The sequence below is a fragment of the Micromonospora sp. NPDC049175 genome (assembly GCF_043197345.1).
Taxonomy (GTDB): Bacteria; Actinomycetota; Actinomycetes; order Mycobacteriales; family Micromonosporaceae; genus Micromonospora.
The window spans coordinates 704,962-730,312 of sequence record NZ_JBICSY010000003.1; the positions used below are offsets into that span (position 1 = coordinate 704,962).

Annotated in this window: 27 protein-coding genes; 21 read left to right on the top strand and 6 right to left on the bottom strand. The window is 70.6% G+C overall.

What is annotated here, in order from left to right; genetic code table 11:
* The first annotated feature begins 886 nt into the window (after positions 1 to 886).
* The 9 genes from ACGFH8_RS17105 to argH all read left to right on the top strand — a co-directional run bounded on the left by ACGFH8_RS17105 (position 887) and on the right by argH (position 10,861).
* Positions 887 to 1,675 (top strand): hypothetical protein, encoded by a 789-nt coding sequence (locus ACGFH8_RS17105; RefSeq protein ID WP_393367905.1) that lies wholly within the window; start codon positions 887 to 889, stop codon positions 1,673 to 1,675.
* A gap of 566 nt (positions 1,676 to 2,241) precedes the next feature.
* A complete protein-coding gene (argC, locus tag ACGFH8_RS17110) occupies positions 2,242 to 3,243 on the top strand; it encodes an N-acetyl-gamma-glutamyl-phosphate reductase (protein ID WP_393367906.1) in 1,002 nt (333 codons plus the stop codon).
* Entirely contained in the window at positions 3,240 to 4,412 is a 1,173-nt protein-coding gene (gene argJ, locus ACGFH8_RS17115; protein ID WP_393367908.1) for a bifunctional glutamate N-acetyltransferase/amino-acid acetyltransferase ArgJ, read from the top strand. The genes argC and argJ overlap by 4 nt, the downstream gene beginning before the upstream one ends.
* Positions 4,409 to 5,314 (top strand): acetylglutamate kinase, encoded by a 906-nt coding sequence (gene argB, locus ACGFH8_RS17120; protein WP_393367910.1) that lies wholly within the window; start codon positions 4,409 to 4,411, stop codon positions 5,312 to 5,314. Before argJ ends, argB begins: the two co-directional genes overlap by 4 nt.
* Entirely contained in the window at positions 5,311 to 6,606 is a 1,296-nt protein-coding gene (locus ACGFH8_RS17125; RefSeq protein ID WP_393367912.1) for an acetylornithine transaminase, read from the top strand. Before argB ends, ACGFH8_RS17125 begins: the two co-directional genes overlap by 4 nt.
* The gene (argF, locus tag ACGFH8_RS17130) at positions 6,603 to 7,601 is read left to right on the top strand and encodes an ornithine carbamoyltransferase (RefSeq protein WP_393367913.1); all 999 of its coding nucleotides are present in this window, start codon (positions 6,603 to 6,605) and stop codon (positions 7,599 to 7,601) included. The genes ACGFH8_RS17125 and argF overlap by 4 nt, the downstream gene beginning before the upstream one ends.
* Positions 7,598 to 8,113, top strand: a complete 516-nt coding sequence (locus tag ACGFH8_RS17135; protein ID WP_393367914.1) for an arginine repressor — start codon at positions 7,598 to 7,600, stop codon at positions 8,111 to 8,113. The genes argF and ACGFH8_RS17135 overlap by 4 nt, the downstream gene beginning before the upstream one ends.
* On the top strand, positions 8,110 to 9,321 hold the full coding sequence (locus ACGFH8_RS17140) for an argininosuccinate synthase (protein WP_393367915.1): 1,212 nt from the start codon (positions 8,110 to 8,112) through the stop codon (positions 9,319 to 9,321). The genes ACGFH8_RS17135 and ACGFH8_RS17140 overlap by 4 nt, the downstream gene beginning before the upstream one ends.
* 76 nt (positions 9,322 to 9,397) lie before the next feature.
* Positions 9,398 to 10,861, top strand: coding sequence for an argininosuccinate lyase (gene argH, locus ACGFH8_RS17145; RefSeq protein WP_393367916.1), 1,464 nt, complete (start codon positions 9,398 to 9,400; stop codon positions 10,859 to 10,861).
* Positions 10,862 to 10,904: 43 nt separating this feature from the next.
* Here the strand turns inward: argH and ACGFH8_RS17150 are convergent, their stop codons facing one another.
* Positions 10,905 to 11,258 carry an MmcQ/YjbR family DNA-binding protein gene (locus ACGFH8_RS17150; RefSeq protein ID WP_393367917.1) on the bottom strand — a complete coding sequence of 118 codons (354 nt, stop codon included), beginning with the start codon at positions 11,256 to 11,258 and terminating at the stop codon, positions 10,905 to 10,907.
* Here ACGFH8_RS17150 and ACGFH8_RS17155 point away from each other — a divergent pair.
* Positions 11,257 to 11,580 (top strand): hypothetical protein, encoded by a 324-nt coding sequence (locus tag ACGFH8_RS17155; RefSeq protein WP_393367919.1) that lies wholly within the window; start codon positions 11,257 to 11,259, stop codon positions 11,578 to 11,580. The two genes, ACGFH8_RS17150 and ACGFH8_RS17155, sit on opposite strands and share 2 nt — an antisense overlap.
* Before the next feature lie 344 nt (positions 11,581 to 11,924).
* Here ACGFH8_RS17155 and ACGFH8_RS17160 read toward each other — a convergent pair whose 3' ends face one another.
* Positions 11,925 to 12,074, bottom strand: a complete 150-nt coding sequence (locus tag ACGFH8_RS17160; RefSeq protein WP_393367920.1) for a hypothetical protein — start codon at positions 12,072 to 12,074, stop codon at positions 11,925 to 11,927.
* 612 nt (positions 12,075 to 12,686) lie between these two features.
* Between ACGFH8_RS17160 and ACGFH8_RS17165 the strand changes: the two genes are divergently transcribed.
* A complete protein-coding gene (locus ACGFH8_RS17165; RefSeq protein WP_393367921.1) occupies positions 12,687 to 14,036 on the top strand; it encodes an RHS repeat-associated core domain-containing protein in 1,350 nt (449 codons plus the stop codon).
* Positions 14,037 to 14,131: 95 nt separating this feature from the next.
* Positions 14,132 to 14,320: a hypothetical protein gene (locus ACGFH8_RS17170; RefSeq protein WP_393367923.1), complete on the top strand. Its 189-nt coding sequence runs from the start codon at positions 14,132 to 14,134 to the stop codon at positions 14,318 to 14,320.
* Positions 14,321 to 14,545: 225 nt separating this feature from the next.
* On the opposite strand, the gene ACGFH8_RS17175 is transcribed toward ACGFH8_RS17170, so the two are convergent.
* The 3 genes from ACGFH8_RS17175 to ACGFH8_RS17185 form a co-directional block, all read right to left on the bottom strand.
* Positions 14,546 to 14,848, bottom strand: a complete 303-nt coding sequence (locus ACGFH8_RS17175) for a hypothetical protein (RefSeq protein ID WP_393367924.1) — start codon at positions 14,846 to 14,848, stop codon at positions 14,546 to 14,548.
* A gap of 261 nt (positions 14,849 to 15,109) precedes the next feature.
* Positions 15,110 to 15,535 (bottom strand): DNA-binding protein, encoded by a 426-nt coding sequence (locus tag ACGFH8_RS17180; protein ID WP_393367925.1) that lies wholly within the window; start codon positions 15,533 to 15,535, stop codon positions 15,110 to 15,112.
* Between the two features lie 86 nt (positions 15,536 to 15,621).
* Complete coding sequence (locus tag ACGFH8_RS17185) at positions 15,622 to 16,077, bottom strand: hypothetical protein (RefSeq protein ID WP_393367927.1); 456 nt, start codon at positions 16,075 to 16,077, stop codon at positions 15,622 to 15,624.
* A gap of 175 nt (positions 16,078 to 16,252) precedes the next feature.
* On the opposite strand from ACGFH8_RS17185, the gene ACGFH8_RS17190 reads away from it, so the two are divergent.
* The 8 genes from ACGFH8_RS17190 (at position 16,253) to ACGFH8_RS17225 (ending at position 22,989) form a co-directional block, all read left to right on the top strand.
* Positions 16,253 to 16,894 (top strand): DNA-3-methyladenine glycosylase, encoded by a 642-nt coding sequence (locus ACGFH8_RS17190; protein ID WP_393367929.1) that lies wholly within the window; start codon positions 16,253 to 16,255, stop codon positions 16,892 to 16,894.
* An 83-nt stretch (positions 16,895 to 16,977) separates the two neighbouring features.
* Positions 16,978 to 18,063 carry a WD40/YVTN/BNR-like repeat-containing protein gene (locus ACGFH8_RS17195; protein ID WP_393367931.1) on the top strand — a complete coding sequence of 362 codons (1,086 nt, stop codon included), beginning with the start codon at positions 16,978 to 16,980 and terminating at the stop codon, positions 18,061 to 18,063.
* A gap of 2 nt (positions 18,064 to 18,065) precedes the next feature.
* Positions 18,066 to 18,341, top strand: coding sequence for a ubiquitin-like small modifier protein 1 (locus tag ACGFH8_RS17200; protein WP_393367932.1), 276 nt, complete (start codon positions 18,066 to 18,068; stop codon positions 18,339 to 18,341).
* Positions 18,342 to 18,500: 159 nt separating this feature from the next.
* The gene (locus ACGFH8_RS17205; protein ID WP_393367934.1) at positions 18,501 to 19,643 is read left to right on the top strand and encodes an LLM class flavin-dependent oxidoreductase; all 1,143 of its coding nucleotides are present in this window, start codon (positions 18,501 to 18,503) and stop codon (positions 19,641 to 19,643) included.
* Positions 19,640 to 20,275, top strand: a complete 636-nt coding sequence (locus ACGFH8_RS17210; RefSeq protein ID WP_393367936.1) for an FMN reductase — start codon at positions 19,640 to 19,642, stop codon at positions 20,273 to 20,275. Before ACGFH8_RS17205 ends, ACGFH8_RS17210 begins: the two co-directional genes overlap by 4 nt.
* 118 nt (positions 20,276 to 20,393) lie before the next feature.
* Complete coding sequence (locus ACGFH8_RS17215) at positions 20,394 to 20,894, top strand: GNAT family N-acetyltransferase (protein ID WP_393367938.1); 501 nt, start codon at positions 20,394 to 20,396, stop codon at positions 20,892 to 20,894.
* Between the two features lie 9 nt (positions 20,895 to 20,903).
* Positions 20,904 to 21,530, top strand: coding sequence for a hypothetical protein (locus tag ACGFH8_RS17220; protein ID WP_393367940.1), 627 nt, complete (start codon positions 20,904 to 20,906; stop codon positions 21,528 to 21,530).
* Between the two features lie 127 nt (positions 21,531 to 21,657).
* On the top strand, positions 21,658 to 22,989 hold the full coding sequence (locus ACGFH8_RS17225; protein ID WP_393367942.1) for a hemolysin family protein: 1,332 nt from the start codon (positions 21,658 to 21,660) through the stop codon (positions 22,987 to 22,989).
* 19 nt (positions 22,990 to 23,008) lie between these two features.
* Here ACGFH8_RS17225 and ACGFH8_RS17230 read toward each other — a convergent pair whose 3' ends face one another.
* The gene (locus ACGFH8_RS17230) at positions 23,009 to 23,392 is read right to left on the bottom strand and encodes a PaaI family thioesterase (RefSeq protein WP_393367998.1); all 384 of its coding nucleotides are present in this window, start codon (positions 23,390 to 23,392) and stop codon (positions 23,009 to 23,011) included.
* A gap of 107 nt (positions 23,393 to 23,499) precedes the next feature.
* Between ACGFH8_RS17230 and tyrS the strand changes: the two genes are divergently transcribed.
* Positions 23,500 to 24,792 (top strand): tyrosine--tRNA ligase, encoded by a 1,293-nt coding sequence (gene tyrS / locus ACGFH8_RS17235; RefSeq protein ID WP_393368000.1) that lies wholly within the window; start codon positions 23,500 to 23,502, stop codon positions 24,790 to 24,792.
* Positions 24,793 to 25,351: the final 559 nt, after the last annotated feature.

Genomic DNA, 25,351 nt, shown 5'->3' on the forward strand with positions numbered 1-25,351 from the left:
CTCCTGATCCGCGGTTCGGGGTTCGAGTCCCTTGGCGGCGGACCAACGAAATGGGCCCTGACCTGGTGTCTCACACCGGGTCGGGGCCTTTCTCGCGTACGTCGGCAGCCAACCCGGGGAAAACGACTCACAAATTGTGTGCCAGGGCCAATTTTCCGGCGGAGCCGACAGCCGTCGCGCGATCGTCGTCGGCGGTGTGGCGCGTGTCGGAGGTCGAATTCCGGACGAGAATTCCTGCCGGAATTTGTGATCCGAATCCGACACTGGATCGTTATTCGAAGGTGGCGCCGCGGTAGCGGTCGAGGTGCCGGCCGCGGCCGGCCCGCAGAATCAGATGATCAGGAGACCGGATGTCAGAGCCCTGAACGGGGAAGTTCGTGATTTCGCCGCCCGCGGTGTTGGCCGCCTGGACCGACGCGACCAGCCTTCGAGCGGCACTGTTGCCGGCGCACAATCTGCGCGGTGCTACCCAACGGGAAGCCACACGCCCGCGGGCTCGGCTCGCGGATCGACCGCCGAAATCAGCGGATCCGCTTCGGACACCCACCGCATCCTCAACACCGTGAGAGTTGGGTACGCGGACGAACATCAACTAGGACAGAGCCGCACCAAGATATAGAAATATTTGACTGGGTCCATCAAACTCCGTACCGTGGCTGGGGTCACACAAAACGGGGGCGGATTTGGCAGACCAGTTCGCATGAGTGATCGGCGACTACAGGTGGGCGCAGCCCGTCTGCGCTAACGACTGATTGGTCGCTGGCATTTTGCTCGCAAGCTGTCACCTTATTGCGGGAAATTGCGACCCATGCGTACGTCTTTCCACACCGCAATCGCTTTCCGTCGTCGACGGCGTGGCTTTTATGGTTAGGCCTGGGGAGGCACAATGAACAGGATCGTGAGACTCGGACGCTGGGAGTTGCTGCGTACAGCGACGACCGCACTCGTCGCGACGACGGCACTTGTGGTGGCCTCGGTCGTGCCGGCGAACTCGGCGCCCGCCGAGCGGAACCGGAGTGCCGTGGCGGCAAACTCGGTGTCCGTCGAGCAGAACCAGAGTGCCGCCGAGAAGGCCTGCGAGACGAAGACGGTGGCCACCAGGGTTGACGGGGCGAAAGCCATGGCCGATGTGGCCACGGCGCTGAAGAGCCGTGTGGTCACCCCTCGCGTCGCGAAGAGTGCGCTCAAGACGTCAGAGACCAAGGTCTACGCCATCCCGTCCGAGCAGGGCACCTACACGGCCGCGATCGTGCCCGTCGGCGCCGGCTACAGCCTGACGAGTAACTTCACTGTCCTCTTCGACGAGAAAAGCAGTATCGTCCAGTACACCGAGACGTACGTCAGCGAGAACGCCGCCGGGAACTTCAACATCACCAGCTACAGCGATGGCAAACTCCTCAGCAGCCAGGACACGGACATGCCCTACATGTCTGATGCTCAGTTGCAGAAGAGCAGCTTGACGGATTCGTCGCACGAAGCCCAGAGCACGAGGTCCTGCCTCGCGGCAGTGCTCGGGATCAGTGGCGTCTTCGCGGGCATCATTGCCGCCGCCTGTTGGGGTGCTTGTGCGGCCGCGGCGGCGGGTGTCGGTGTCCCGTTCTGTATTGCCTGCATCGCTGCCTACGCCACTATCGGCGGTGCTTCCATCACAGCAATCGCAAGTTGCTTCAAGTAAGGATTTGACATGCGCAATATGTCTAACCTGCTTCCCGCGGTGCTACTCATCGGAATGGCCTTGGCGGCAGGCGCGTTCATCCTGTCCGTTCCCCCACTGTTTCGTCCGCATGAGCAGCACCAGGTGTGGATCACAGGGACACTAGGCTGTCTTTCCCTGGTCCTCGCGGTGGGTACGCTGTACCTGAGGCATTCATCAACGCGGCGCTAGCCGCTCGGGGCGACGGTGCAGTAGCAAGGTGAGGCTGGGTTGGTTCCAGACCTGAAGTTGTCGCAGTGGAACACGACACCGAATCCCGGTGTGCGGGTGGTCTTGTCGAGGCCATCTTCACATCGGGGTTCGGTGTCCAGGTTCCCTGGCTGGCCCGCCTGCCACACCCGCTCCTCCAGGACGGAGATCGGCTCTCCGCAGCCCGAGGAGTCAGAAGCATGGAGGTCCTCGCTCGCCGGGACCGGGGATACGTCACCGTTCAGCCGGTCTGTTCATTAGCATGCACTGCTCTGCATGAACTTGCACTCGTGAGTCGTCCTTGTTAATCTTCGCTGCATAGTCATGCGGAGGTGAGTATGGGGATTCGAGTCGCGGTCGCCGGTGCGAGCGGCTACGCCGGGGGCGAGCTGCTGCGCCTGATCGCCGGGCACCCGGAGTTCGACCTGGTCGCCGCCACCGCGCACAGCCAGGCCGGGCACCGTGTCGACGTGGTGCACCCGCAGCTCACCGGTCTGGACCTGGTGCTCGGCGAGACCGACCCGGCGACCCTGGCCGACGCGGACCTGGTCTTCCTGGCGCTGCCGCACGGCCAGTCGGCCGCCCTCGCGGCCCAGCTCCCCGACGAGGTGCGGATCGTCGACCTGGGCGCGGATCACCGGCTCGCCGACCCGTACGCCTGGGCCCAGTACTACGGCGGCACGCACGCCGGGCAGTGGACCTACGGCCTGCCCGAGTTGCCCGGCCAGCGGGAGCTGATCGCCGGCTCCACCCGGGTGGCGAACACCGGTTGCTACGCCGCCGCGATCACCCTGGCGCTGGCGCCGTTGATCGCCGACGCCGCGGCCAGCCCCGCCGACGTGGTGGTGGTCGCCGCCTCCGGCACCTCCGGCGCAGGCCGGTCGACGAAGGCGCACCTGCTGGCCAGCGAGGTGATGGGGGACCTGTCGCCGTACCGGGTGGGCACCCACCAGCACGTACCGGAGATCAAGCAGGCCACCGGCGCGACCGGGCTGTCGTTCACCCCGGTCCTGGCCCCGATGCCGCGCGGCATCCTGGCCACGGTCACGGCCGTGCCGGCACGCGGGGTCGACCCGCAAGAGGTGCTGGCGCGGGCGTACGCCGAAGCGCCGTTCGTGCACGTGTTGCCGGAGGGCCGCTGGCCGCACACCGCCGCCACCCTCGGCTCGAACTCCTGTCACCTGCAGGCCACCGTGGACGTCGACTCGGGTCGCCTGATCGTGCTCAGCGCGTTGGACAACCTGGGTAAGGGCGCCGCCGGTCAGGCCGTCCAGAACGCCAATCTGATGCTCGGCCTGCCGGAGACGACGGGCCTGTCGATCTGGGGAGTCACACCGTGAGCGTTACCACCCCACGCGGGTTCCGGGCGGCCGGGGTGGCCGCCGGTCTCAAGGCCGGCGGTGGCGCGGACGTCGCCCTGGTGGTCAACGACGGCCCGGACGCCGGTGTCGCAGGTGTGTTCACCAGCAACCGGGTCAAGGCCGCGCCGGTGCGCTGGACGCAGCAGGTCGTGCAGGGTGGTGTGGTACGCGCCGTGGTGCTCAACTCCGGTGGCGCCAACGCCTGCACCGGCCCGGCCGGTTTCCAGGACACCCACGCCACCGCCGAGCACACGGCCGCCGCGCTGACCTCGGTGAGTCCACGACTGATCCTCGGTGCCGGCGAGGTGGCGGTCTGCTCGACCGGGTTGATCGGTGAGCGGCTGCCGATGCCGAAGCTGCTGCCGGGCGTCCGCTCCGCGATCCGCGGGCTGTCCCGTGCTGGTGGACAGGCCGCCGCCGAGGCGATCATGACCACGGACACCCGCCCGAAGACCACTGTGGCCCCTGGTGGGGGCTGGACCGTCGGCGGCATGGCCAAGGGCTCCGGGATGCTCGCGCCGGGCATGGCCACCATGCTCTGCGTGCTCACCACCGACGCGGTGGCCGGGCCGGCGACGCTGGACGAGGCGCTGCGGGCCGCGACGCGGGTCACCTTCGACCGGGTCGACTCCGACGGCTGCATGTCCACAAACGACACGGTGTTGCTCCTGTCCAGCGGCGCGAGCGGCATCGAGCCGACGCTTGCCGAGTTGACCGCCGCCGTGACCGAGGCCTGTCACGACCTGGCCCAGCAGTTGGTGGCCGACGCCGAGGGCGCCACCAAGGAGGTCGCCATCGACGTGGTCGGCGCGGCCGACGAGGACGACGCGGTCGAGGTGGGCCGTTCGGTGGCCCGCAACAACCTGGTCAAGACGGCGTTGTTCGGCAACGACCCCAACTGGGGTCGGATCCTCGCCGCGGTCGGCACCACCGCCGCCGCCTTCGAGCCGGACGAGGTGGACGTGGCGGTCAACGGGGTGTGGGTGTGCCGGGGCGGCGCCGCCGCCGAGGACCGCTCGAAGGTCGACCTGACCGGGCGCGACGTGACCATCCGGATCGACCTGCACGCCGGCTCGTCCGCCGCGACGATCTGGACCAACGACCTGTCCCACGCGTACGTGCACGAGAACTCGGCGTACTCCTCATGAGTCTCAGTAGCGACCTCGCCCGCGCCCAGGTCAAGGCGGAGACGCTGATCGAGGCGCTGCCCTGGCTGGCGCGCTTCTCCGGTTCCACGGTCGTGGTCAAGTACGGCGGCAACGCGATGACCGACCCCGAGTTGCAGCGGGCGTTCGCCGCCGACATGGTCTTCCTGCGCTACGCCGGCCTGAAGCCCGTGGTGGTGCACGGCGGCGGTCCGCAGATCTCCGCCATGCTGGGCCGGCTCGGCATCGCCAGCGAGTTCCGGGGTGGCCTGCGGGTGACCACCGCCGAGGCGATGGACGTGGTCCGGATGGTGCTGGTCGGGCAGGTGGGCCGCGAGCTGGTCGGGCTGATCAACTCGCACGGCCCGTACGCGGTGGGCCTGTCCGGCGAGGACGCGCGGCTGTTCACCGCGGTGCGCCGCCCGGCGTACGTGGACGGGTTGCCTGTCGACGTCGGCCAGGTCGGTGACGTCGAGTCGGTCGACGTGTCGGCGGTGACCGACCTGATCGACGCCGGTCGGATTCCGGTGATCTCCACGGTGGCGCCGGACGCGGACGGGGTGCTGCACAACCTCAACGCGGACACCGCCGCCGCCGCGCTGGCCATCGCGTTGCGGGCCCGCAAGCTGGTCGTGCTCACCGACGTGGCCGGCCTGTACGCGGACTGGCCGGACACCACGAGCCTGGTCTCCGAGATCGTCGCGGACGACCTGGCCAAGCTGCTGCCGAGGCTGGAGTCGGGCATGGTGCCGAAGATGGAGGCCTGTCTGCGGGCGGTGCGCGGGGGAGTGCCCGCCGCGCACGTCGTCGACGGTCGGGTGGCGCACTCCACGTTGTTAGAGGTGTTCACCTCGGAAGGGTTCGGGACGATGGTGGTGCCAGGAGACGGGATGGTCGCGTCGTGAGCACGTTGGCGCAGCGTTGGAAGCAGTCCATGATGGACAACTACGGCACGCCGCCGCTGGCGCTGGTCTCCGGTGCCGGTGCCGTGGTGGTCGACGACGCCGGCCGCGAATACCTCGACCTGGTCGGCGGCATCGCGGTGAACGCCCTCGGTCACGCCCACCCGGCCGTGGTGGCGGCGGTGTCGAAGCAGGTCGCGACCCTCGGGCACGTCTCCAACCTGTTCGTCGCGGAGCCGCCGGTGGCCCTGGCCGAGCTGCTGTTGGCGCTCGCCGGCCGGCCCGGCCGGGTCTTCTTCGCCAACTCGGGCGCGGAGGCGAACGAGGCGGCGTTCAAGCTCTCCCGGCGTACCGGGCGTACGCACGTGGTGGCCACCCGGGGCGGCTTCCACGGCCGCACCATGGGCGCGCTCGCGCTGACCGGCCAGCCGGCCAAGGCCGATCCGTTCCGGCCGCTGCCGGGCGAGGTGACCCACGTCGACTTCGGCGACGTGGCCGCCCTCGAGGCGGCCGTCACCGACGCCACCGCGATGCTGATCCTGGAGCCGATCCAGGGTGAGAACGGCGTCGTCGTCCCGCCGGCCGGCTACCTGGCCGCGGCCCGGCGGATCACCGCCCGGCACGGGGCGCTGCTGGTGCTCGACGAGGTGCAGACCGGCATCGGGCGCACCGGGCACTGGTTCGCGCACCAGGCCGAGGGCGTGGAGCCGGACGTGGTCACGTTGGCCAAGGGGCTGGGTGGGGGGCTGCCCATCGGGGCCACGCTGGCGTTCGGCCGGGCCGCCGACCTGCTCACCCCCGGCTCGCACGGCACCACGTTCGGCGGCAACCCGGTCAGCTGCGCGGCGGCGCTCGCCGTGGTGGCGACAATCGCCAACGAGGGCCTGCTGGACAACGTCAAGCGGGTCGGCGAGCGGCTGCGTCGCGGCATCGAGGCGCTGGGTCACCCGCTCATCGACGGCGTACGGGGCGCCGGGCTGCTGCTCGGCGTGACGCTCACCGCGCCGGTGGCGCCGGTGCTCGCCGAGGCGCTGCGGGAGGCCGGTTTCCTGGTCAACCCGGTGCAGCCGGGCGTGCTCCGGCTGGTCCCACCGCTGATCCTCACCGCCGCCCAGGCGGACGCCTTCGTCGCCGCCCTTCCCGCCGCCCTGGACGCGACGGCCCCGGCCGCAGCCGGAACCGCCGCAGATCTTGGAGGGAAAGCGCCCCTCCAGGGGCCGAAATCCTCCACGATCTCGACGCCGACGACCATGCCGACCACCACGACCACGACCACCACGGGGACGACAGCATGACCCGGCACTTCCTGCGCGACGACGACCTCTCGCCGGCCGAGCAGTCCGCGGTCCTCGACCTGGCCGCGCGCATGAAGGCGGACCGCTTCGGCCACCGGCCGCTGGCCGGCCCCCGTTCGGTGGCGGTGCTCTTCGACAAGCAGAGTCTGCGGACCAGGACCTCGTTCGACGTCGGGATCGCCGAGTTGGGCGGGCACCCGCTGGTCGTGGACACACAGGTCACCCACTTCGGCCGGGGCGAGTCCCTGGCGGACGCGGGACGTGTGCTGTCCCGCTACGTCGCGGCGATCGTGCTGCGTACCCACGGTGACGAGCGGATCGCCGAGGTCGCGGCCGGCGCCACCGTGCCGGTGGTCAACGCGCTCACCGACGGCTTCCACCCGTGCCAACTGCTGGCCGACCTGCTGACCGTCCGGGAGCGGTGCGGCGGCACGGCCGGCCGCACGCTTGCCTACGTGGGCGACAGCGCGAACAACATGGCGCAGTCGTACCTGCTGGCCGGGGCGCTGGCCGGCATGCACGTGCGGATCGCCGGGCCGGACGGCTTCGCGCCCGATCCGGCCGTCGTGGACCGGGCGGCCCGCATCGCCGCCGACACCGGCGGGTCGGTACGGGTGCTGACCGACCCGGCCCAGGCGGTACGCGACGCCGATGTGCTGGCCACCGACACCTGGACGTCGATGGGGCAGGAGTCCGACGGGCTGGACCGGATCACCCCGTTCCTGCCGTACCAGGTGAACAAGGAACTGCTCGGTCAGGCCGCACCGGACGCGATCGTGCTGCACTGCCTGCCGGCGCACCGTGGTGAGGAGATCACCGACGAGGTGCTCGACGGGCCGCAGAGCGCGGTCTTCGACCAGGCCGAGAACCGGCTGCACGCGCAGAAGGCGTTGCTGGCGTTCCTGCTGGACGCCGCGACCGGTGACGCCGCGACCGGTGACGCCGCGACCGGCGACACTGCGACCGGCGACACGGCGACCGGAGAGCGACGATGACCGGGCCGTTGACCCGCGCGGCCCGGCACGCCCGGATCGTGGAGTTGATCCGCGACAGGTCGATCCGGTCGCAGACCGAGTTGGCCGACCTGCTCGCCGCCGACGGTGTCGTCGTCACCCAGGCCACCCTCTCGCGGGACCTGGAGGAGTTGGGCGCGGTCAAGGTGCGCGGCGGCGACGGGCCGGCCGTCTACCTGATCCCGGAGGACGGTCAGCGACCGTTGCGCGACGCCGAGGCCGCGCCGGCGCGGCTGCTGCGGTTGCTGCGCGAGCTGCTCAACGGGGTCGACTCCAGCGGCAACATCGCCGTGCTGCGTACCCCGCCGGGCGCGGCCCAGTACCTGGCCAGCGCGTTGGACCGGGCCAGCCTGCCCGAGATCGTCGGCACCACCGCCGGCGACGACACCATTCTCGTGGTGGCCCGGACGGCCGACGGCGGGGCCGCGCTCGGTGACAAGCTCGCCGGCTGGGCCCGCCGGGAGGACAACGCCGAGGGGAGCGGTACGCCATGACCGAGCGGGTCGTGCTCGCGTACTCCGGAGGGTTGGACACCTCCGTCGCCATTCCGTACCTGGCCGAGCAGACCGGGGCCGAGGTGATCGCGGTGGCGGTCGACGTCGGGCAGGGCGGCGAGGACCTCGACGCCATCCGGCAGCGCGCCCTGGACTGCGGCGCCGCCGAGGCCGAGGTCGTCGACGCGCGTGACGAGTTCGCCGCCGACTACTGCCTGCCGGCGATCCGGGCCAACGCCCTCTACATGGACCGCTACCCGTTGGTGTCGGCGCTGTCCCGCCCGCTGATCGTCAAGCACCTGGTGGCGGCGGCGCGTACGCACGGCGGCACGATCGTGTCGCACGGCTGCACCGGTAAGGGCAACGACCAGGTCCGGTTCGAGGTGGGGCTGAACGCGCTCGCCCCCGACCTGAGGATCATCGCGCCGGCCCGGGACTTCGCGTGGACGCGGGACAAGGCGATCGCCTTCGCCGAGGAGAAGGGGTTGCCGATCGACGTGTCGGCGAAGTCCCCGTACTCGATCGACCAGAACCTGTTCGGTCGCGCGGTGGAGACCGGCTTCCTGGAGGACATCTGGAACGCCCCCGTCGAGGGCCTGTACGCGTACACCGCGGACCCGGCGCAGGACCGCGACCCCGACGAGGTCGTGATCACCTTCGACGGTGGCGTGCCGGTGGCGATCGACGGTGAGACGGTCACCCCGTACCAGGCGATCCTGGAGCTGAACCGGCGCGCGGGCGCCCAGGGCGTGGGTCGCCTCGACATGGTCGAGGACCGCCTGGTGGGCATCAAGAGCCGCGAGGTGTACGAGGCGCCCGGCGCGATCGCGCTGATCACCGCCCACCAGGAGTTGGAGGCGGTGACCGTGGAACGGGACCTGGCCCGGTTCAAGAAGGGCGTGGACCAGCGCTGGGGTGAGCTGGTGTACGACGGTCTGTGGTTCTCGCCGTTGAAGGACTCGCTCGACGCGTTCATCGACGACGCGCAGCGGCACGTGAGCGGCGAGGTGCGGATGATCCTGCACGGCGGTCGGGCCACCGTCACCGGCCGGCGCTCCGAGGCGAGCCTCTACGACTTCGGGATGGCCACCTACGACACCGGCGACACCTTCGACCAGTCCCTGGCGAAGGGCTTCGTGCGGCTGTGGGGCCTTCCGAGCCGGATGGCCGCCGCGCGGGACGCCCGGGTCGGCGGTGCCGGACGGTGACACGTGCGAGCGCGAGGAGTCAGCGAGCGCGGCGAGTGCGCCCCGCAGTCGCGAGCGAAAGGCAACTAGAGCAATGATGGGCGACGTGGACGACAAGAGCCTGACCGAGAACAGCGCAGCCACCAACCGGACGAGCCTGTGGGGTGGTCGCTTCGCGGGCGGCCCCGCCGAGGCTCTGGCCCGACTGTCGGTGAGCGTGCAGTTCGACTGGCGCCTGGCCCCGTACGACATCGCCGGTTCCCGGGCGCACGCCCGGGTCCTGGCCGGCGCCGGCCTGCTCGACCCCGAGGAGTTGGGTCGGATCCTGGCGGCCCTGGACGACCTGGAGGCCGCGTGCGCCTCGGGGTCCTTCCGCCCCACGGTCGACGACGAGGACGTGCACACCGCGCTGGAGCGCGGTCTGTTGGAGCGCCTCGGCAGCCTCGGTGGCAAGCTGCGCGCGGGCCGCTCCCGCAACGACCAGGTCGCCACGGACCTGCGGCTCTACCTGCGGGACCACGCCCGGGGCGTGGCCAGCCGGCTCGTCGAGCTGGCCGAGGCGCTTGTGGAGCAGGCCGAGCGGCACGTCGACACGGCCGCGCCGGGCATGACGCATCTCCAGCACGCTCAGCCGGTCACGTTCGGGCACTGGCTGCTCGCCCACGTGCAGCCGCTGCTGCGGGACCTGGAGCGGTTGCGCGACTGGGACCACCGGGCGGCGGTCAGCCCGCTCGGCGCGGGTGCCCTCGCCGGTTCGGGGCTTCCGCTGGATCCGGTGGCCGTGGCCAAGGAGTTGGGTTTCCGGACGTCGTTCGCCAACTCGATGGACGCCGTCGCCGACCGGGACTTCGTCGCCGAGTTCCTGTTCACCACCGCCCTGATCGGGGTGCACCTGTCCCGGCTCGGCGAGGAGGTCGTGCTCTGGACCTCGCACGAGTTCGGGTGGGTGGAGCTGGACGACTCGTTCGCGACCGGTTCGTCGATCATGCCGCAGAAGAAGAACGCGGACATCGCCGAGCTGGCCCGCGGCAAGTCCGGCCGGTTGGTCGGCGGCCTGGTGACCGTGCTGACCATGCTCAAGGGCCTGCCGATGACCTACGACCGGGACATGCAGGAGGACAAGGAGCCGGCGTTCGACGCCGTCGACACCCTGGAGCTGCTGCTCCCGGCCCTGGCGGGGATGATCTCCACGATGACGGTCCGGGTGGACCGTCTCGTCGCCGCCGCGCCGGTCGGCTTCTCCCTGGCCACCGAGGTCGCCGACTGGCTGGTCCGGCGCAACGTGCCGTTCCGGGACGCGCACGAGATCACCGGTCGCCTGGTGGCGCTCTGCGCGGCCCGGGAGTGCGAGCTGAACGACGTCTCCGACGACGACCTGAGCACCATCAGTGAGCACCTCGACCCGTCGGTGCGCGACGTGCTCTCGGTCCGTTCGGCCCTCGCCGCCCGGACCACCCCCGGCTCGACCGGCCCCGGCCCGGTGGCCGACCAGCTCGCCACCGCGGCGGACCGGCTGACCACCTGGCGGGAGTGGGCCGCCGAGCGGGTCGTCCCGCGCTGAGCTGTGCCGTGGCGTCGGCGCTGGCCGCCGGCGCCGCGGCGGTTCAGGCCGTCGGACGCTCCCGCTTGGGGAGCTTCGCCACCACCATGTCGTACGACGCGTCGACCGCCTCGGTCAGTTCCTCATCGTCGATCCCGCCGTCGAGGCGCAGCGTGTTCCACCCGGACCTGCCGATGTAGGCCATCACCCGGGCGTCGTCGGGGTGCCGGTGCAGCCACTCGTCGGCCACCTCCCGGGTCGGCCCGCACTTGATGCCGACAGTCGGCTTTCCCTCGCCACTGCCGAGGAACGCGAAGATCCGGCTGCCCACCTTCACCACCTCGTCGCCCTCCCACGGCCGGTCCAGCCACGCTCCCGGCTTGGCCAGGCAGTACGTCAGCATCTCCGCGCGCTCCATGGGTGCCTCCTCGTCGTGCGCACAGTGTGCCCGCCCCGCGGCCGTCGCACGCGCGGCATGCCGATCCCGCCCCGCGCCGCGCCGCCCCGCGCCGCGCCGCGCCGCCCCGCCCCGCCCCGCCCCGCGCCGCCCCGCCCGCGCCTACTGGCCCGCCGAGAACGACGACCGGTACATCGACTGGTCCGATTTCGAGTACGAGCGCGGTTTCGACCTGGAGATCGGCGATGGCACCACCGCGGTGGCCGTCACCCTCAGCATGAAGCAGCTGCGTATCTGGCGGGACTGGCTCGCCGCCGACCTCGCCGAGGCCCCGCCGCGATGAGCGCACCACGGCGGGTGCGGGTGCTGGGCGACCTGTTCCACGGGCGCGTGCCGGGCGGCGCGGTCTACGTCGGCCGGGCCGCGCCCGGCCTGCGGGCCAGTCGGTACGCCAACCCGCACCGCGTCGGCACCTGGGCCGGCCGTAGCTTCCAGCGAGAAAAAACAACGCTAAGAAGTTGATCTAGGCTTGCACCTGGGGCGCTGCCTCAAGACGGTGGGCTGCGGGAGAGCCGATTCGCCGTTTCCCGTGATCCCGGCATGTGGGAGCAGAGGGTCGGCGCCGTCACCTGTCCGGTCCGGGTGAGAGGACGTCGTGCCGGTCGACCACCGGCACGGTGCGGACGGTCAGAGTCGCCAGCCGGAGTTCCATCCGGGGAACTTGGTGGCGAGGACCGCGAACTCGAGTTCGAGCGTGCCGCTGGCGGCGGCCGGGGCGAGCATGGCGGTGTATTCGGGGTCGGGTGAGTAGAGCGTCCACCGGTCGGCCGCGGGCATCGGGGACGAAGAGCAGACCCCAGGCGGCCGGGGCGGTGCCGGCGAGGAGCAACAGCAGCACCTACACCTACAACGGCGCCGGTAACCCGACCTCTACCGCCGACGCGATGGCCGCGAAGGCTGACGTCGACTACAACGGCGACGGCACGGTGAAGACCTCCACCGACCCGGCGAACACCGGCAACCCCACCACCTACACCTACGACACCAGTAAGCAGGTCACCAAGCTCACCCCACCGACCGGCAACAACGTGGCGGTCAAAACCTTCACCTACGACTCGTACGGGCGGCTCAAGACCGCCTCCGACGGCTGCACCACCACCTACACCTACAGCCTCGACGACCGGGTCTCCCAGATCGACTACACCGGCTGCGGCACCCAACCCTCAGTCACCTACGAGCACGGCGGCACCGGCAACCTGCTCACCCGCGTCGACGCCACCGGCACCACCACCCTGGGCCTACGACACCCTCAACCGGGTCCGGGAACGCACCAGCCCCGGCAGCAGCCTGCTCAAGTATCTGCCGGACCCGGCGGGCAACCTCGAAGAGCTCACCGACGGCCGAGGCACCACCCGCTACTACTACAACACCCGCAACTGGCTGGTCCGCATGGACACCGCCACCGGCACCCGCTACAACTTCCTCTACGACAAGAACGGCAACCGCACCAACACGTACTTCGCCACCAACGAAACCAACAGCACCTACGCGCTGTGGACCAAGACGACCTACGACAAGTCCGACCGGCCGCTACGGATCACCGCGACCCGCAACTCGGCCAGCCCGACCAAGGTCTTCGACGTCACCTACTGCCACGCCAAGTACGTCTCCGGTCAACCCTGCTCCACCGCCACGGGCAACGACACCGGGCTGCGGCAGTGGCAGAAGGACGAGATCAGCGGCGCGATCAGTGAGTTCAGCTACGACAAGGCCAACCGGCTGACGAAGGCCACCAACTTCAACGGCAAGACCTACGACTACGCCTACAACAGCAACAGCAACGGCAACCGCACCAGCGTCAAGGTCGACGGCACCACCACCCAAACCCTGACCTACAACACCGCTAACCAGATCACCACCACCTACAACACCTACGACGGCCGAGGCAACCAGACCCGCGTCAGCAGCCCGACGGTAAACCCGCTGACCTACAACTCGGCCAAGCAGATGACCGGCGCGAACACCGGCACCTACACCTACGCTGGCACCGACCAGGTCGAGCTGGTGCAGAACGCCTCGGCCACCATGCAGTACGGCATTGAGGACCAGCACGGTATGCCGTGGCTGCAGTCCTGGACGGCAAACGGATCGACGGCCTACGTCGAGCGGGACGGCATCGGTACTCCGCTAGGCCTGCGAATCAACAACGTCGACTACGCCTACGTGTTGGACGCGCTCGGTTCGCCGGTGGCAATTGTCAAAGCCAACGGCACCGTCTCGGCCACCTACCGCTACGACCCGTATGGCAACGGCACCACGACCGACGAATACAACCTCGGCCAGACCAACCTAATCCGGTACACCGGCGGAACGTATGACCTGACTACCGGGTTCACCAAACTCGGCCAGCGGTGGTACAACCCGACGCAGGGGCGCTTCACCCAGCAGGACAGCCTGAGTTTCGTCGGTAACCCGGAGCATGGCAACCGTTACGCCTACGCAGGCGATAACCCTGTAAGCTATGTCGACCCCACCGGCTTGAGCTGGAAGACGGCGCTCGCCGGTGGCGCAGTTGGCGCCTTGGCGGGAGTGGCCGCTTGGGGTCTGTCTGGTGGTAATCCAGTGATCGCAGGCGCGGTGGGCGGTGGTGTCGCAGGCTTCACGCAGGCTGCGCTCGGTGATTACGAGGATGGCGAGCCAGTCGACTGGGGTAATGCTGTTGGTGAGAGAGCGATTGGCGCAGGGTTCGGTGCAGGTTTGGGGTTCCTCGGGTCCCTGCCGTACAAGCCTACTTTGTGACTTGCGAAGCGACGAGATTGCCCGCATCATCGCGCTATTGGTGACCGATTGGAGTATGAGTCTTGGGATCCGCTCGGCTGCCGGCACGGAAGAAGATGAGCGTTGCTGAAAGCAGCTACTGGTACCTGGCCTCCGTGTCGCCTTGGGTCATCGCCTGGGCCGGGTATGAGCTGATCACGGGCGAACGGAGAGATGCCCTGCCGTGGGTATTGCTGGTCGTCTCAGTTGCGGCCCTGGTCGGTGGCGTTGTCGGACTGGTTGTGCTGAAGTCCCGGCGACGCTGACCAGCACTACCCATCACTGAGTATTGTCCAGTCGGCATGGCAAGGCGCGGAGTATCCGGCGGCCGCCGGATACTCCGCGCCGTCGTGACGGCCCGTGAGGACCAACGTTCGGACCATCCTCGCGACCGCCACCCTGGCCACATGCCGCCGCTGCTTGCCTGGGCCGTCGGGTGAGCTCCTGCCGGCACGCCATCGACCTCGGCGGGCCGCCGAGGACCGGTGGGCTCAGCTGATGGACCACCCATCGTTCCAGCACGGGAACTTGGTGCGGAAGAGGTCGGTGGCCAGGTCGAGGGTTTGCGCGGCCGACGCGAACAGGACTGTGAACTCGGGGTCGGGTAGGTACAACGTCCACCGGTGGTCACGCTCGTCGACGACGAACAGCAGCCCCCACCCGGCCGGCGCGGTGCCCGCCAGTTCGCTCAGGCGTTGGCGGGACCGCTCGGCCAGGTCGGCGTGACGGATCCGGCCGTGACCGACGACTGTCATCGGGAACCGGGGCTCACCGCGCCACCGCCGCCGGAGCATTTCCGATCATGATCGCGTTACCCGCCCCGCCCCGCGCCGCCCCGCCCCGCGCCGCCCCGCGCCGCCCCGCGCCGCCCCGCGCCGCCCCGCGCCGCCCCGCGCCGCCCCGCGCCGCCCCGCGCCGCCCCGCGCCGCCCCGCGCCGCAAGATCGTGCTGGATCCACGATCCAGTGGCCTCCGCCACGGTCGAGGCCACTACATCCGTGTTCGAGTGCGATCTAGCACTGACGAGCACGATCTTGACACGGTCGAGCGCGGCCGTCAGGCGCTCTGCTCGGCGGAGCGGGCGGCGACCCGCTCGTAGCGCTGCCGGGCCGCCTGCGCGCTGCCCAGCCCCAGGCCGTACGCGATCGCCTGCCAGGTCAGCCCGCGGTCGCGGGCCAGCGTCAGCAGCCCCGCCTCCAGGGCGTCCAGCTCGGCGCGGACGTGGGGCAGCAGGGTCAGCGCGGCGGTGAGGTCGGCGGCGTCGATCGGCTCCTCGGCCGGCTCCCGCTCCGCTCCGCCGGCGGCCAACGCGGTGACCAGGGCGACGGCCTCCCACGGGTCCAGCACGTACGGGTGTGCCCAGCGGCCCCGCTGGTTGTCGTTGCCGGCGTGGCGGTCGCTGATCCGCTGGAGGGCCTCGTGGGTGCGGTGGGCGCGGGCGTGGGCCGGGTGTGGCGCCGTGAACGGGTCGTTCGTCGTCATACCCCCGAGCACACCCCATCAACAGATTATTGTCAACACATTGTTTGGTGTGGCGACGCGGGCCCGACCGCGCCGCCACGCCAGGGTTAGAGCGCCAGCTCGAGCCGGTGCTCGTCGGTGAGCGAGTTGCACAGGTCGGAGCAGGAGTTTCCGGTCACCACGCCGAACGCCACGCCAGGAGCGAACGGACGCTCGGTCGCCGTCACCGCGATCCGCACCTTCTGGGTGGTGGCCTCACAGGGCACCTTCCGGGTGGTCGTGCCGGTCCGCATCGTGTCCCCGATCGCCTGGGCGACCTTCACGGTCAGGTCGACCTGGGTGGGCTGCGAGCAGGTCAGGTTGACCGGGACGACAACCGCCGCGCCGCTGGCGTCGATCTTGCCGCTGCCGCCGAGCACGACAGCGGTCAGCGGGGCGCCGTCGACCGCGGCACCCGCCCGCAGCGGGGCGGTGGCACCGGCCGACGGGGCGAGAGCGAACGTGGCGGCGGCCACGGCCAGGCCGATGGCGACCAGAGGACGACGGATACTGCGTACGGTCATGGTGGTTCCTCTCCCGATGTGCCGCCGCGCCCTGCGACGACACCGGTTACACCCGGCGCTCACGGGGCGGGTTTCGGCGCGCGGGCTGACGAACTGGTGAACACCGGAGGGCTTCCCGGCGACGGCCTGATCCGTAGCGGGATGGCCGGGCGGAGTGCTGGGTACCGTGCCAGTCATGGAGCCCGTGCCGGATGACCGTTCTGTCGACGCCGACCTGGCGGGGCTGGCCGACCTGCTCGCCAGCCCCCTGCTGCCGGCCGCGCGCGGGCTGCTGGGGTGCGAGCTGCACGCGGGTGGCGTCACCGTCCGGATCACCGAGGTCGAGGCGTACGCCGGCATGGCCGGGGATCAGGCCTCGCACGCCCACCGGGGGCGCACCCCGCGCAACGCGGTGATGTTCGGGCCGGCCGGGCACGCGTACGTCTACTTCACCTACGGGATGCACTGGTGCATGAACGTGGTCACCGGCGTCGAGGGGGAGGCGTCCGCCGTGCTGCTGCGCGCCGGCGAGGTCGTCGACGGCCTGGCCGCGGCCCGGGATCGTCGGCCGGCCGTGCGCCGGGACGTGGACCTGGCCCGTGGGCCGGCCCGGCTCTGCGCCACACTCGGCATCGACCGTTCGGCGTACGGCGCGTACCTGCTCGGTGACGGGCCGGTCCGGTTGCGCCCCCCGACGCGGCCGGTGCCGCCCGAGGCGGTGGTCGCCGGCCCACGGGTCGGCGTGACCGGCGCGCACGACCTGCCCTGGCGGTTCTGGCTCGACGGCGAGCCGACGGTCAGCGCGTACCGACGTCACGTGCCCCGCATCCGGCGCTGAGCCTCCGGGCGTGTGTCCCGGGAACGTGTCGGAGGGTGTGGCCATAATCACCGCACCTGCTCACCGACGGTTCGGAGGACATGATGGCGACGCTGCTCGCGATCGGCACGGCCAAGGGGTTGTTTCTCGCCACGAGTGCCGATGACCGGCGCAGTTGGGAGATCACCGGCCCGCACTTCCCGATGACCGGGGTCTACGCGGTCGCGGTCGACACCCGGCGGTCCACCCCGCGGTTGCTCGCCGGGATGAGCAGCTCACACTTCGGGCCGAGCGTCGCCACGAGCGACGACCTCGGCGCCTCCTGGGACGAGCCGGACCACGCGCCGGTGGCGTTCCCGGCCGACACCGGCGTGTCCCTCGGGCGGGTCTGGCAGTTGATGCCGGCCGGGCCCGACCAGCCGGACGTCGTCTGGGCCGGCACCGAGCCGTCCGCGCTGTTCAAGTCCACCGACGGTGGCCGCAGCTTCGAGCTGGTCCGTTCCCTCTGGGACCACCCGCACCGCCCGCAGTGGGAGGCCGGCTTCGGTGGTCAGGCCGTGCACACCGTGCTGCCGCACCCGCGTGACCCGGCTCGGTTGCTTGTCGCCATGTCCACCGGCGGGGTCTACCGCTCGGAGGACGCCGGGGCGAGTTGGGCCCCTGGCAACACCGGCATCCGCGCCTACTTCATGCCCGACGAGTGGCCGGAGTTCGGCCAGTGCGTGCACAAGGTCGCCCGGGACGGGGTCAACCCCGAGCGGCTGTACGCGCAGAACCACCACGGTGTCTACCGCTCCGACGACGACGGCCGCACCTGGTCCTCGATCGCCGACGGGCTGCCCAGCGACTTCGGCTTCCCGATGGTGGCCCACCCGGGGCGCGGCGGCACGGTGTGGGCCTTCCCGTTGGTGGCCGACAGCGAGCGGTTCCCCACCGACCACCGTTGCCGGGTGTTCCGCTCCGCCGACGCGGGCGGCAAGTGGGAGCCGCTGTCGGTGGGGCTGCCCGAGGGGCCGTTCTACCCGGCGGTGCTGCGCGACGCGATGTGCGCCGATGACGCCACCCCCGGCGGGGTCTACTTCGGCACCCGTTCCGGCTCGGTCTTCGCCAGCCGCGACGAGGGCGACTCCTGGTCCCTGGTGGCGGCACACCTGCCGGACGTGCTCTGCGTCCGGGCCGCGGCGGTCTGAGCGTGGTCACCGTGCTGCTGCCCGGCCCGCTGCGGGGCGAGGCCGGCGGGGCCAGTCGGCTGAGCGTCGGCGCCACCGGGACGCTGCGGGCGGTCCTCGACGAGCTGGCCGTCGCGCATCCGCGGCTGGCCCGGCGGATCCGCGACGAACGTGGCGAGCTGCGCCGCTATGTCAACGTCTACGTCGACGGTGAGGATTGCCGGCACTCGGGCGGGCTGGCCACGCCGGTCGACGAGGGCGCCGAGGTGCAGGTGCTCCCCTCGGTGGCCGGCGGTTGAGCCGGCGGTAAGGCCGGTCGACGCCCCGAATGTCCGTTGTCCGGCGTGACCCGCGCCACCGCGAGACGTGCCGCCGACGGAATAGTTGCGTCGTCAAATAAGTTGTGAGCTGCGTCCGGGTACCACGGCGGCACCCGGTTGACACGCGAGGAGCTGGTCATGCAGTTCGGAGTCTTCACCGTCGGTGACGTCACGGTCGACCCGACCACCGGTCGGGAGCCGACCGAGCATGAGCGGATCAAGGCCATGGTCGCCATCGCGCTCAAGGCCGAAGAGGTCGGTCTGGACGTCTTCGCCGCGGGCGAGCACCACAACCCGCCGTTCGTGCCCTCGTCACCGACCACGATGCTCGGCCACATCGCGGCGCGTACCGAGCGGCTGCTGCTGTCCACCGCCACCACGCTGATCACCACGAACGACCCGGTGAAGATCGCCGAGGACTACGCGATGCTCCAGCACCTGTCCGACGGCCGGGTGGACCTGATGATGGGCCGCGGCAACACCGGCCCGGTCTACCCCTGGTTCGGCAAGGACATCCGCGCCGGCATCCCCCTCGCGATCGAGAACTACGACCTGCTGCACCGGCTGTGGCGCGAGGACGTGGTCGACTGGAAGGGCAAGTACCGCACCCCGTTGCAGTCGTTCACCTCGACGCCGCGCCCGCTCGACGGCGTGCCCCCGTTCGTCTGGCACGGCTCGATCCGCAGCCCGGAGATCGCCGAGCAGGCCGCGTACTACGGCGACGGCTTCTTCGCCAACCACATCTTCTGGCCCAAGGAGCACACCCAGCGGATGGTCGCGCTCTACCGCCAGCGGTACGCGCACTACGGCCACGGCACCGCCGACCAGGCCATCGTCGGCCTCGGTGGGCAGGTGTTCATGCGCCGCAACTCGCAGGACGCCGTCCGCGAGTTCCGGCCGTACTTCGACAACGCCCCGGTCTACGGGCACGGGCCGTCGCTTGAGGAGTTCACCCGGGAGACGCCGCTGACCGTGGGCAGCCCGCAGCAGGTCATCGACCGCACGCTCGGCTTCCGGGAGTACGTCGGCGACTACCAGCGGCAGCTGTTCCTGATGGATCACGCGGGCCTGCCCCTGAAGACCGTGCTGGAGCAGCTCGACCTGCTCGGCGAGGAGGTCGTGCCGGTGCTGCGCAAGGAGTTCGAGGCGCTGCGTCCCGCGCACGTGCCGGACGCGCCGACCCACGCCTCCCTGGTCGCCGCCGCCGGTGGCGGCAAGGACAGCACCGTGCACGCCGTCGACGACGTCACGGGCAAGGCGCCGGAGGGGGCGACCCGATGACGCGCCGCACCCTGGCAGTGGTCTCGGCGGGGCTGAGTCAGCCCTCGTCGACCCGGCTGCTCGCCGACCAGCTCGCCGCGGCCACCCGCGACGAGTTGGTCCGGCGCGGCTCCGAGGTGGAGCTGCACGTAGTGGACCTGCGGGAGTACGCCCACGACGTGGTCAACAACATGCTCACCGGGTTTCCGCCGGCGGCGCTGCGCGAGGTGATCGACACGGTGACCGGGGCGGACGGTCTCATCGCCGTCACGCCGATCTTCAGCGCCTCGTACAACGGGCTGTTCAAGTCGTTCTTCGACGTGTTGGATTCCGCGTCGCTCGTCGACCGGCCGGTGCTGATCGGGGCCACCGGCGGCACCGCCCGCCACTCACTGGCACTGGAGCACGCCGTCCGCCCGATGTTCGCCTACCTCCGGACGGTGGTGGTGCCGACCGCGGTCTTCGCCGCCCCGGAGGACTGGTCCGACGGCACTGCCGACGGCGCGTTGCGGGGCCGGATCCGGCGCGCCGCCGGTGAGCTGGCCGACCAGGTCGAGCGTCGGCCGCCGAGCAGCGGCCCCGCCGACCCGTTCGCCCTGACCACCGACTTCCTGCACCTGCTCGACCGGGGGGACGGCGCGTCGGTCGGCTGACCGGGTGGGCGACAGGTCGGGCTGCGCGGCGCGGGACGGCGGGCGGATCGCTCGCGCGGGGCCGGTGGTCCCGGGCCGGCGGCCCCACGCCGTGCCACCCGCTGCGTAGTCTCGCCGGATGACGTCTCAACTGCGGCTGCGCCGGGTCCTGGAGGACGACCTCGTCGAGTTCTTCCTCTACCAGCAGGATCCGGAGGCCACCCGGATGGCGGCCTTCGTCGCCAAGGACCCGTCCGACCGTCGGGAGTTCGCCGGGCACTGGGCCCGGGTGCTCACCAACCCGGCCAACCGGGTCCGCACCGTCGAGGTCGACGGCGAGGTGGTCGGCTACGTGAGCGCCTTCCCCGTCGAGGACCAGACCGAGGTCAGCTACTGGATCGACAGGGAACGCTGGGGCCGCGGTTACGCCACCGCCGCCCTGGCCGCCCTGCTGCGCGAGGTGCCCCGGCCGGTACACGCCCGCGCCGCCAAGGACAACGCCGCGTCCCTCGCGGTGCTGCGCAAGTGCGGGTTCGTGGTGGTCGGCGAGGACTCGGGGTACGCCAACGGCCGCGGCGAAGACGTCGAGGAGTGGCTGTTGGAGCTGCCCGCCGACGCCCCTGACCTGGGCGGGCACTAGTCTCGCGGGGTGAACTGGTTGGATCTGGTCGGCTGGGCCGGCTCCGCGGTACTGGTCTGGTCCCTGTTGCAGTCGCGCGTCCTGCGGCTGCGCGCGCTCAATCTCGTCGGCAGCGTCGTGCTGATCGGCTACAACGCCGCCATCGAGGTCTGGCCCATGGTCGGGCTCAACGTCGTGCTCGCGGCGATCAACATCTGGTACCTGCGCGGGATGCTCGCCACCCGGCACGACGAGCAGACCTACCAGGTGGTGGAGGTCGGTGTCGGCGACGAGTTCCTCGCGCACACGCTGCGGGTGCACGCCGCCGACATCGCCCGGTTCAACCCCGACTTCCACTGGGACCCGGACGCGTCCGACCGATCCGCCTTCCTGGTGGTCACGGCCGACGAGGTGGTGGGCGTGGTGCTGTCGCACGCCGAGGCACGCGGCGTCGCCCAGATCGACCTGGACTACGTGACCCCCAAGTTCCGCGACTTCACCCCGGGTGAGTTCGTCTACCGGCGCAGCCACCTGTTCACCGAACGAGGCTTCCGCCGGGTGGTCAGCCCGCCCCGCATGGTCGCCCCCTACTACCACCGGCTCGGCTTCCGCCCGGAGGGCGACTCGTACGTCCTCGATCTGCCGGAGACGGCGTAGCCTCTCCGGGGCAGGATTCGGCGGGCACCGGACGGGGCAAACAGACGCCTACGCCGGGCGGGCTCGCCGACCGGCGGGCGCCGTGCGTATCTGCCGGCGCCACCACCGCAGAGGGAGCGAACCAGGCGTGCAGAGCTACGGGAGCCAACTGGCCCTGGTCGGAGTCCTGGTCGTGATCAACGCGCTCTTCGCCGGCAGCGAGATGGCGCTGGTGTCACTGCGGGACAGCCAGATCCAACGGTTGGAGCGCACCAGCCGGGCCGGGCGGGTGCTGGCCCGGCTCGCCAAGGACCCGAACCGCTTCCTGGCCACCATCCAGATCGGCATCACCCTCGCCGGCTTCCTGGCCTCCGCCGCCGCGGCGGTCTCGCTGGCCAAGCCGCTCGTCCCGCTGCTCGGGGTGTTCGGCGGCGCGGCCGAGACGGTCGCCATCGTGGTGGTCACCCTCGCACTGACCTTCGTCACCCTGGTCTTCGGTGAGCTGGCCCCCAAGCGGATCGCGATGCAGTCCGCCGAGCGGTGGGCACTGCTGGTGGCCCGCCCTCTCGACCTGCTCGCCAGCTTCACCAGGCCGGCCGTCTGGGCGCTCGGCGCCACCAGCGACGTGGTGGTCCGCCTGGTCGGGCTCAACCCGAAACACCAGCCGGAGGAGATCGGCCCGGACGAGCTGCGCGACATCGTCGCCGGCAACCACGGCTTCACCAAGGAGCAGCGCACCATCATCGCCGGCGCCGTGGAGATCGCCGACCGGCGGTTGCGGGCTGTCCTCGTACCCCGGTTGCAGGTTTTCACGCTCGACAGCGGGACCACCGCGGAGGCCGCGCGGCTCGTGCTGGCCGCCACCGGGCACTCCCGCGCGCCGGTCGTGCGCCACGGCGGCCTGGACGACACGGCCGGCGTGATCCACCTGCGCGACCTGGTGGGCGTGCCCGACGACCGCCCGGTCGACGAGATCGCCCGCCCCCCGATGCTGCTGCCCGACTCGCTGCCGGTGGTGGAGGCGCTGCGCCAGTTCAAGGCCGAGCGCCAGCACATCGCGCTCGTCGTGGACGAGCGCGGCGCGGTCGACGGCATCGTCACGCTCGAGGACATCCTGGAGGAGATCGTCGGTGAGATCTACGACGAGACCGACCGGGACGTGCGTTCGGTGCGCCGCGACCCCGACGGCGCGCTGCTGCTGCCCGGCACCTTCCCGGTGCACGACCTGCCGGACATCGGCGTCGAGCTGCCGTCGCGCCCGGACGGCGACTACACCACCGTCGCCGGGCTGGTGCTGGCCCGACTCGGGCACATCCCCACCGTGGCCGGCGAGGACGTCACCCTGGACGGCTGGGTGCTGGTGGTGGCCGGCATCGACCACCGGGCGATCACCGAGGTACGGGTCAGTCGGGTGCCCGATGACACCGACCCCGACGCCGACCAGGCGGCGGAGCCGGTGCTGGACGAGGCCCGTAGCTGAACCGGCCGGGTGCCGCCGCTCAGTCGCGCGACAGGTTCTGCAGCCGGACCTGACCGCGGGCGACCAGCCGCTCGTCGGCATCGGTGATCTCCACCTGCCAGAGCTGCTGGCTGCGACCCCGGTGCACGGGCGTGCCGACCGCCGTCAACTCGCCCTCCCGCACGGCCCGCAGGAAGTCGGTCTGGTTCGACACGCCGACCACCGTGCCCCGGTCGGCCAGCCAGAGGGAGCCGCCGACGCTTGCCGCGGTCTCCACGACCGAGCAGTACACCCCGCCGTGCTGGATGCCGAACGGCTGGTGCAGCTCCGGGCGGACCTGCCAACTGATGACCACCCGGTCGGCGGACGCCTCGTCGAACGTCAGGCCGAGCAGGGCGACGAAACCACCCGTCAGATCCGGCATCTCCACGACAGAACCCCTCCTCGATCAACGGGGCGCAAGCCTAACCGGGGCGGGTTACGGCAAACCCGGTACGGGTCGGCGCCGGCGATGGGGGAGAATCGGTGACTGTGACCGACAGCAGCCCCCCGCCGTCCGGGCGGGACTCCCTGACCGATGACCTGCTCTGGCGTGGCCTCATCCAGGACTCGACAGGCCTCGACGAGCTGCGCGAGCTGTTCGACGGTGGGACGGCCGCCACCTATTACGTGGGCTTCGACCCCACCGCCCCGAGCCTGCACGTCGGCAACCTGATGCAGGTCCTCATGGCCCGCCGGCTGCAACTCGCGGGTCACCGCCCGTTGCTGCTGGTGGGTGGGGCGACCGGGCAGATCGGTGACCCGAAGGAGAGCGCCGAGCGGACGCTCAACCCGCCCGAGGTGATCGCCGGGTGGGTCGAGCGCATCCGCGAGCAGCTCGCGCCCTTCGTGTCGTACACCGGCGACAACGCGGCGCAGCTGGTCAACAACCTGGACTGGACCGGCGAGATGTCGATCGTCGAGTTCCTGCGCGACGTGGGCAAGCACTTCCCCGTCAACAAGATGCTCGCGCGGGAGGTGGTGCGGGCCCGGTTGGAGACGGGCATCAGCTTCACCGAGTTCAGCTACCAACTGCTGCAGGGCAACGACTTCTTCGAGCTGCACCGCCGGTACGGCTGTCAGCTCCAGTTCGGTGGCTCCGACCAGTGGGGCAACATCACCGCCGGCGTCGACTACGTCCGGCGGCGGGGCGCGGGGCCGGTGCAGGCGTTCACCACGCCGCTTGTCACCAAGGCCGACGGCACGAAGTTCGGCAAGAGCGAGGGCGGCGCCGTCTGGCTCGACCCGACGATGACCAGCCCGTACGCGTTCTACCAGTTCTGGCTCAACGTCGAGGACCAGGAGGTCGACCGCTACCTGCGCTACTTCAGCTTCCGTAGCCGCGACGAGCTGGAGGAGCTGGCGAAGGCGACGGCCGAGCGGCCGGCGGCCCGCCTGGCACAGCGTGCGCTCGCCGAGGAGCTGACGACCCTGGTGCACGGCGCCGAGGAGACCCGACAGGCGATCGCCGCGAGTCAGGCGCTCTTCGGCCGGGGGTCCCTCGACGACCTGGCCCCGGAGACGCTGCGCGCGGCGCTCACCGAGGCCGGTCTGGTGCGTCTCACCGGCGAACTGCCCGATGTGGCGGGGCTGTTGCGGGACTCCGGGCTCGTCAATGGCCTCAAGGAGGCCCGCCGGGTGATCGCCGAGGGCGGCGCCTACGTCAACAACAACCGGGTGACCGAGGTGGACGCCGGAGTGTCGGCGACCGACCTGCTGCACGGGCGATACCTGGTGCTGCGCCGCGGTAAGCGCTCGTTCGCGGGCGTTGAGCTGGGCGAATAGTCGACTGTCGACGATGTGACGGGGGACGCGTCCGGCGGATTTGACGATCATCCCGCCGGACGCGTAACTTTCTCTCTGCCAGCGCGGAACGGACGAAACAGGCGAAAGCCTGAAGCGGCCGGAGCGCGGGACCGACCGCCGGGTCGGAGGGGTTGAACTCCTCGGGACCGGCACCGGGTGGTGCCCCCAAACGTCGCCGCGAGGCGGATTTGGTGCGGCGGAACCGACCGGGTAAGGTTAGCGACCGGCAGGGCACCGGGCGAGCTTGCGGGAAACCGCGGCGGCCGGCCTGCCACATCCGTGACGAGAGCGGCGCAAGCCGGTCAAGCATGGTGCCCGCATTAACGGATGAAGCACGACGAACCGCGAAACACCGGTTTGACACGGCGGAAACGAGCGGGTAACGTAGTAAAAGTGCCTGGCGCTGGAAAGCGCTAAGGGACGCGAACGAAAAGCCCCGAAACGGGGTTCCACTGAGGTGGGGCTTCTGGTCGGTGTGTGGTTGTTCTTTGAGAACTCAACAGGGTGCTTGTAAAGCCAGTGCCAATTATGATTTATA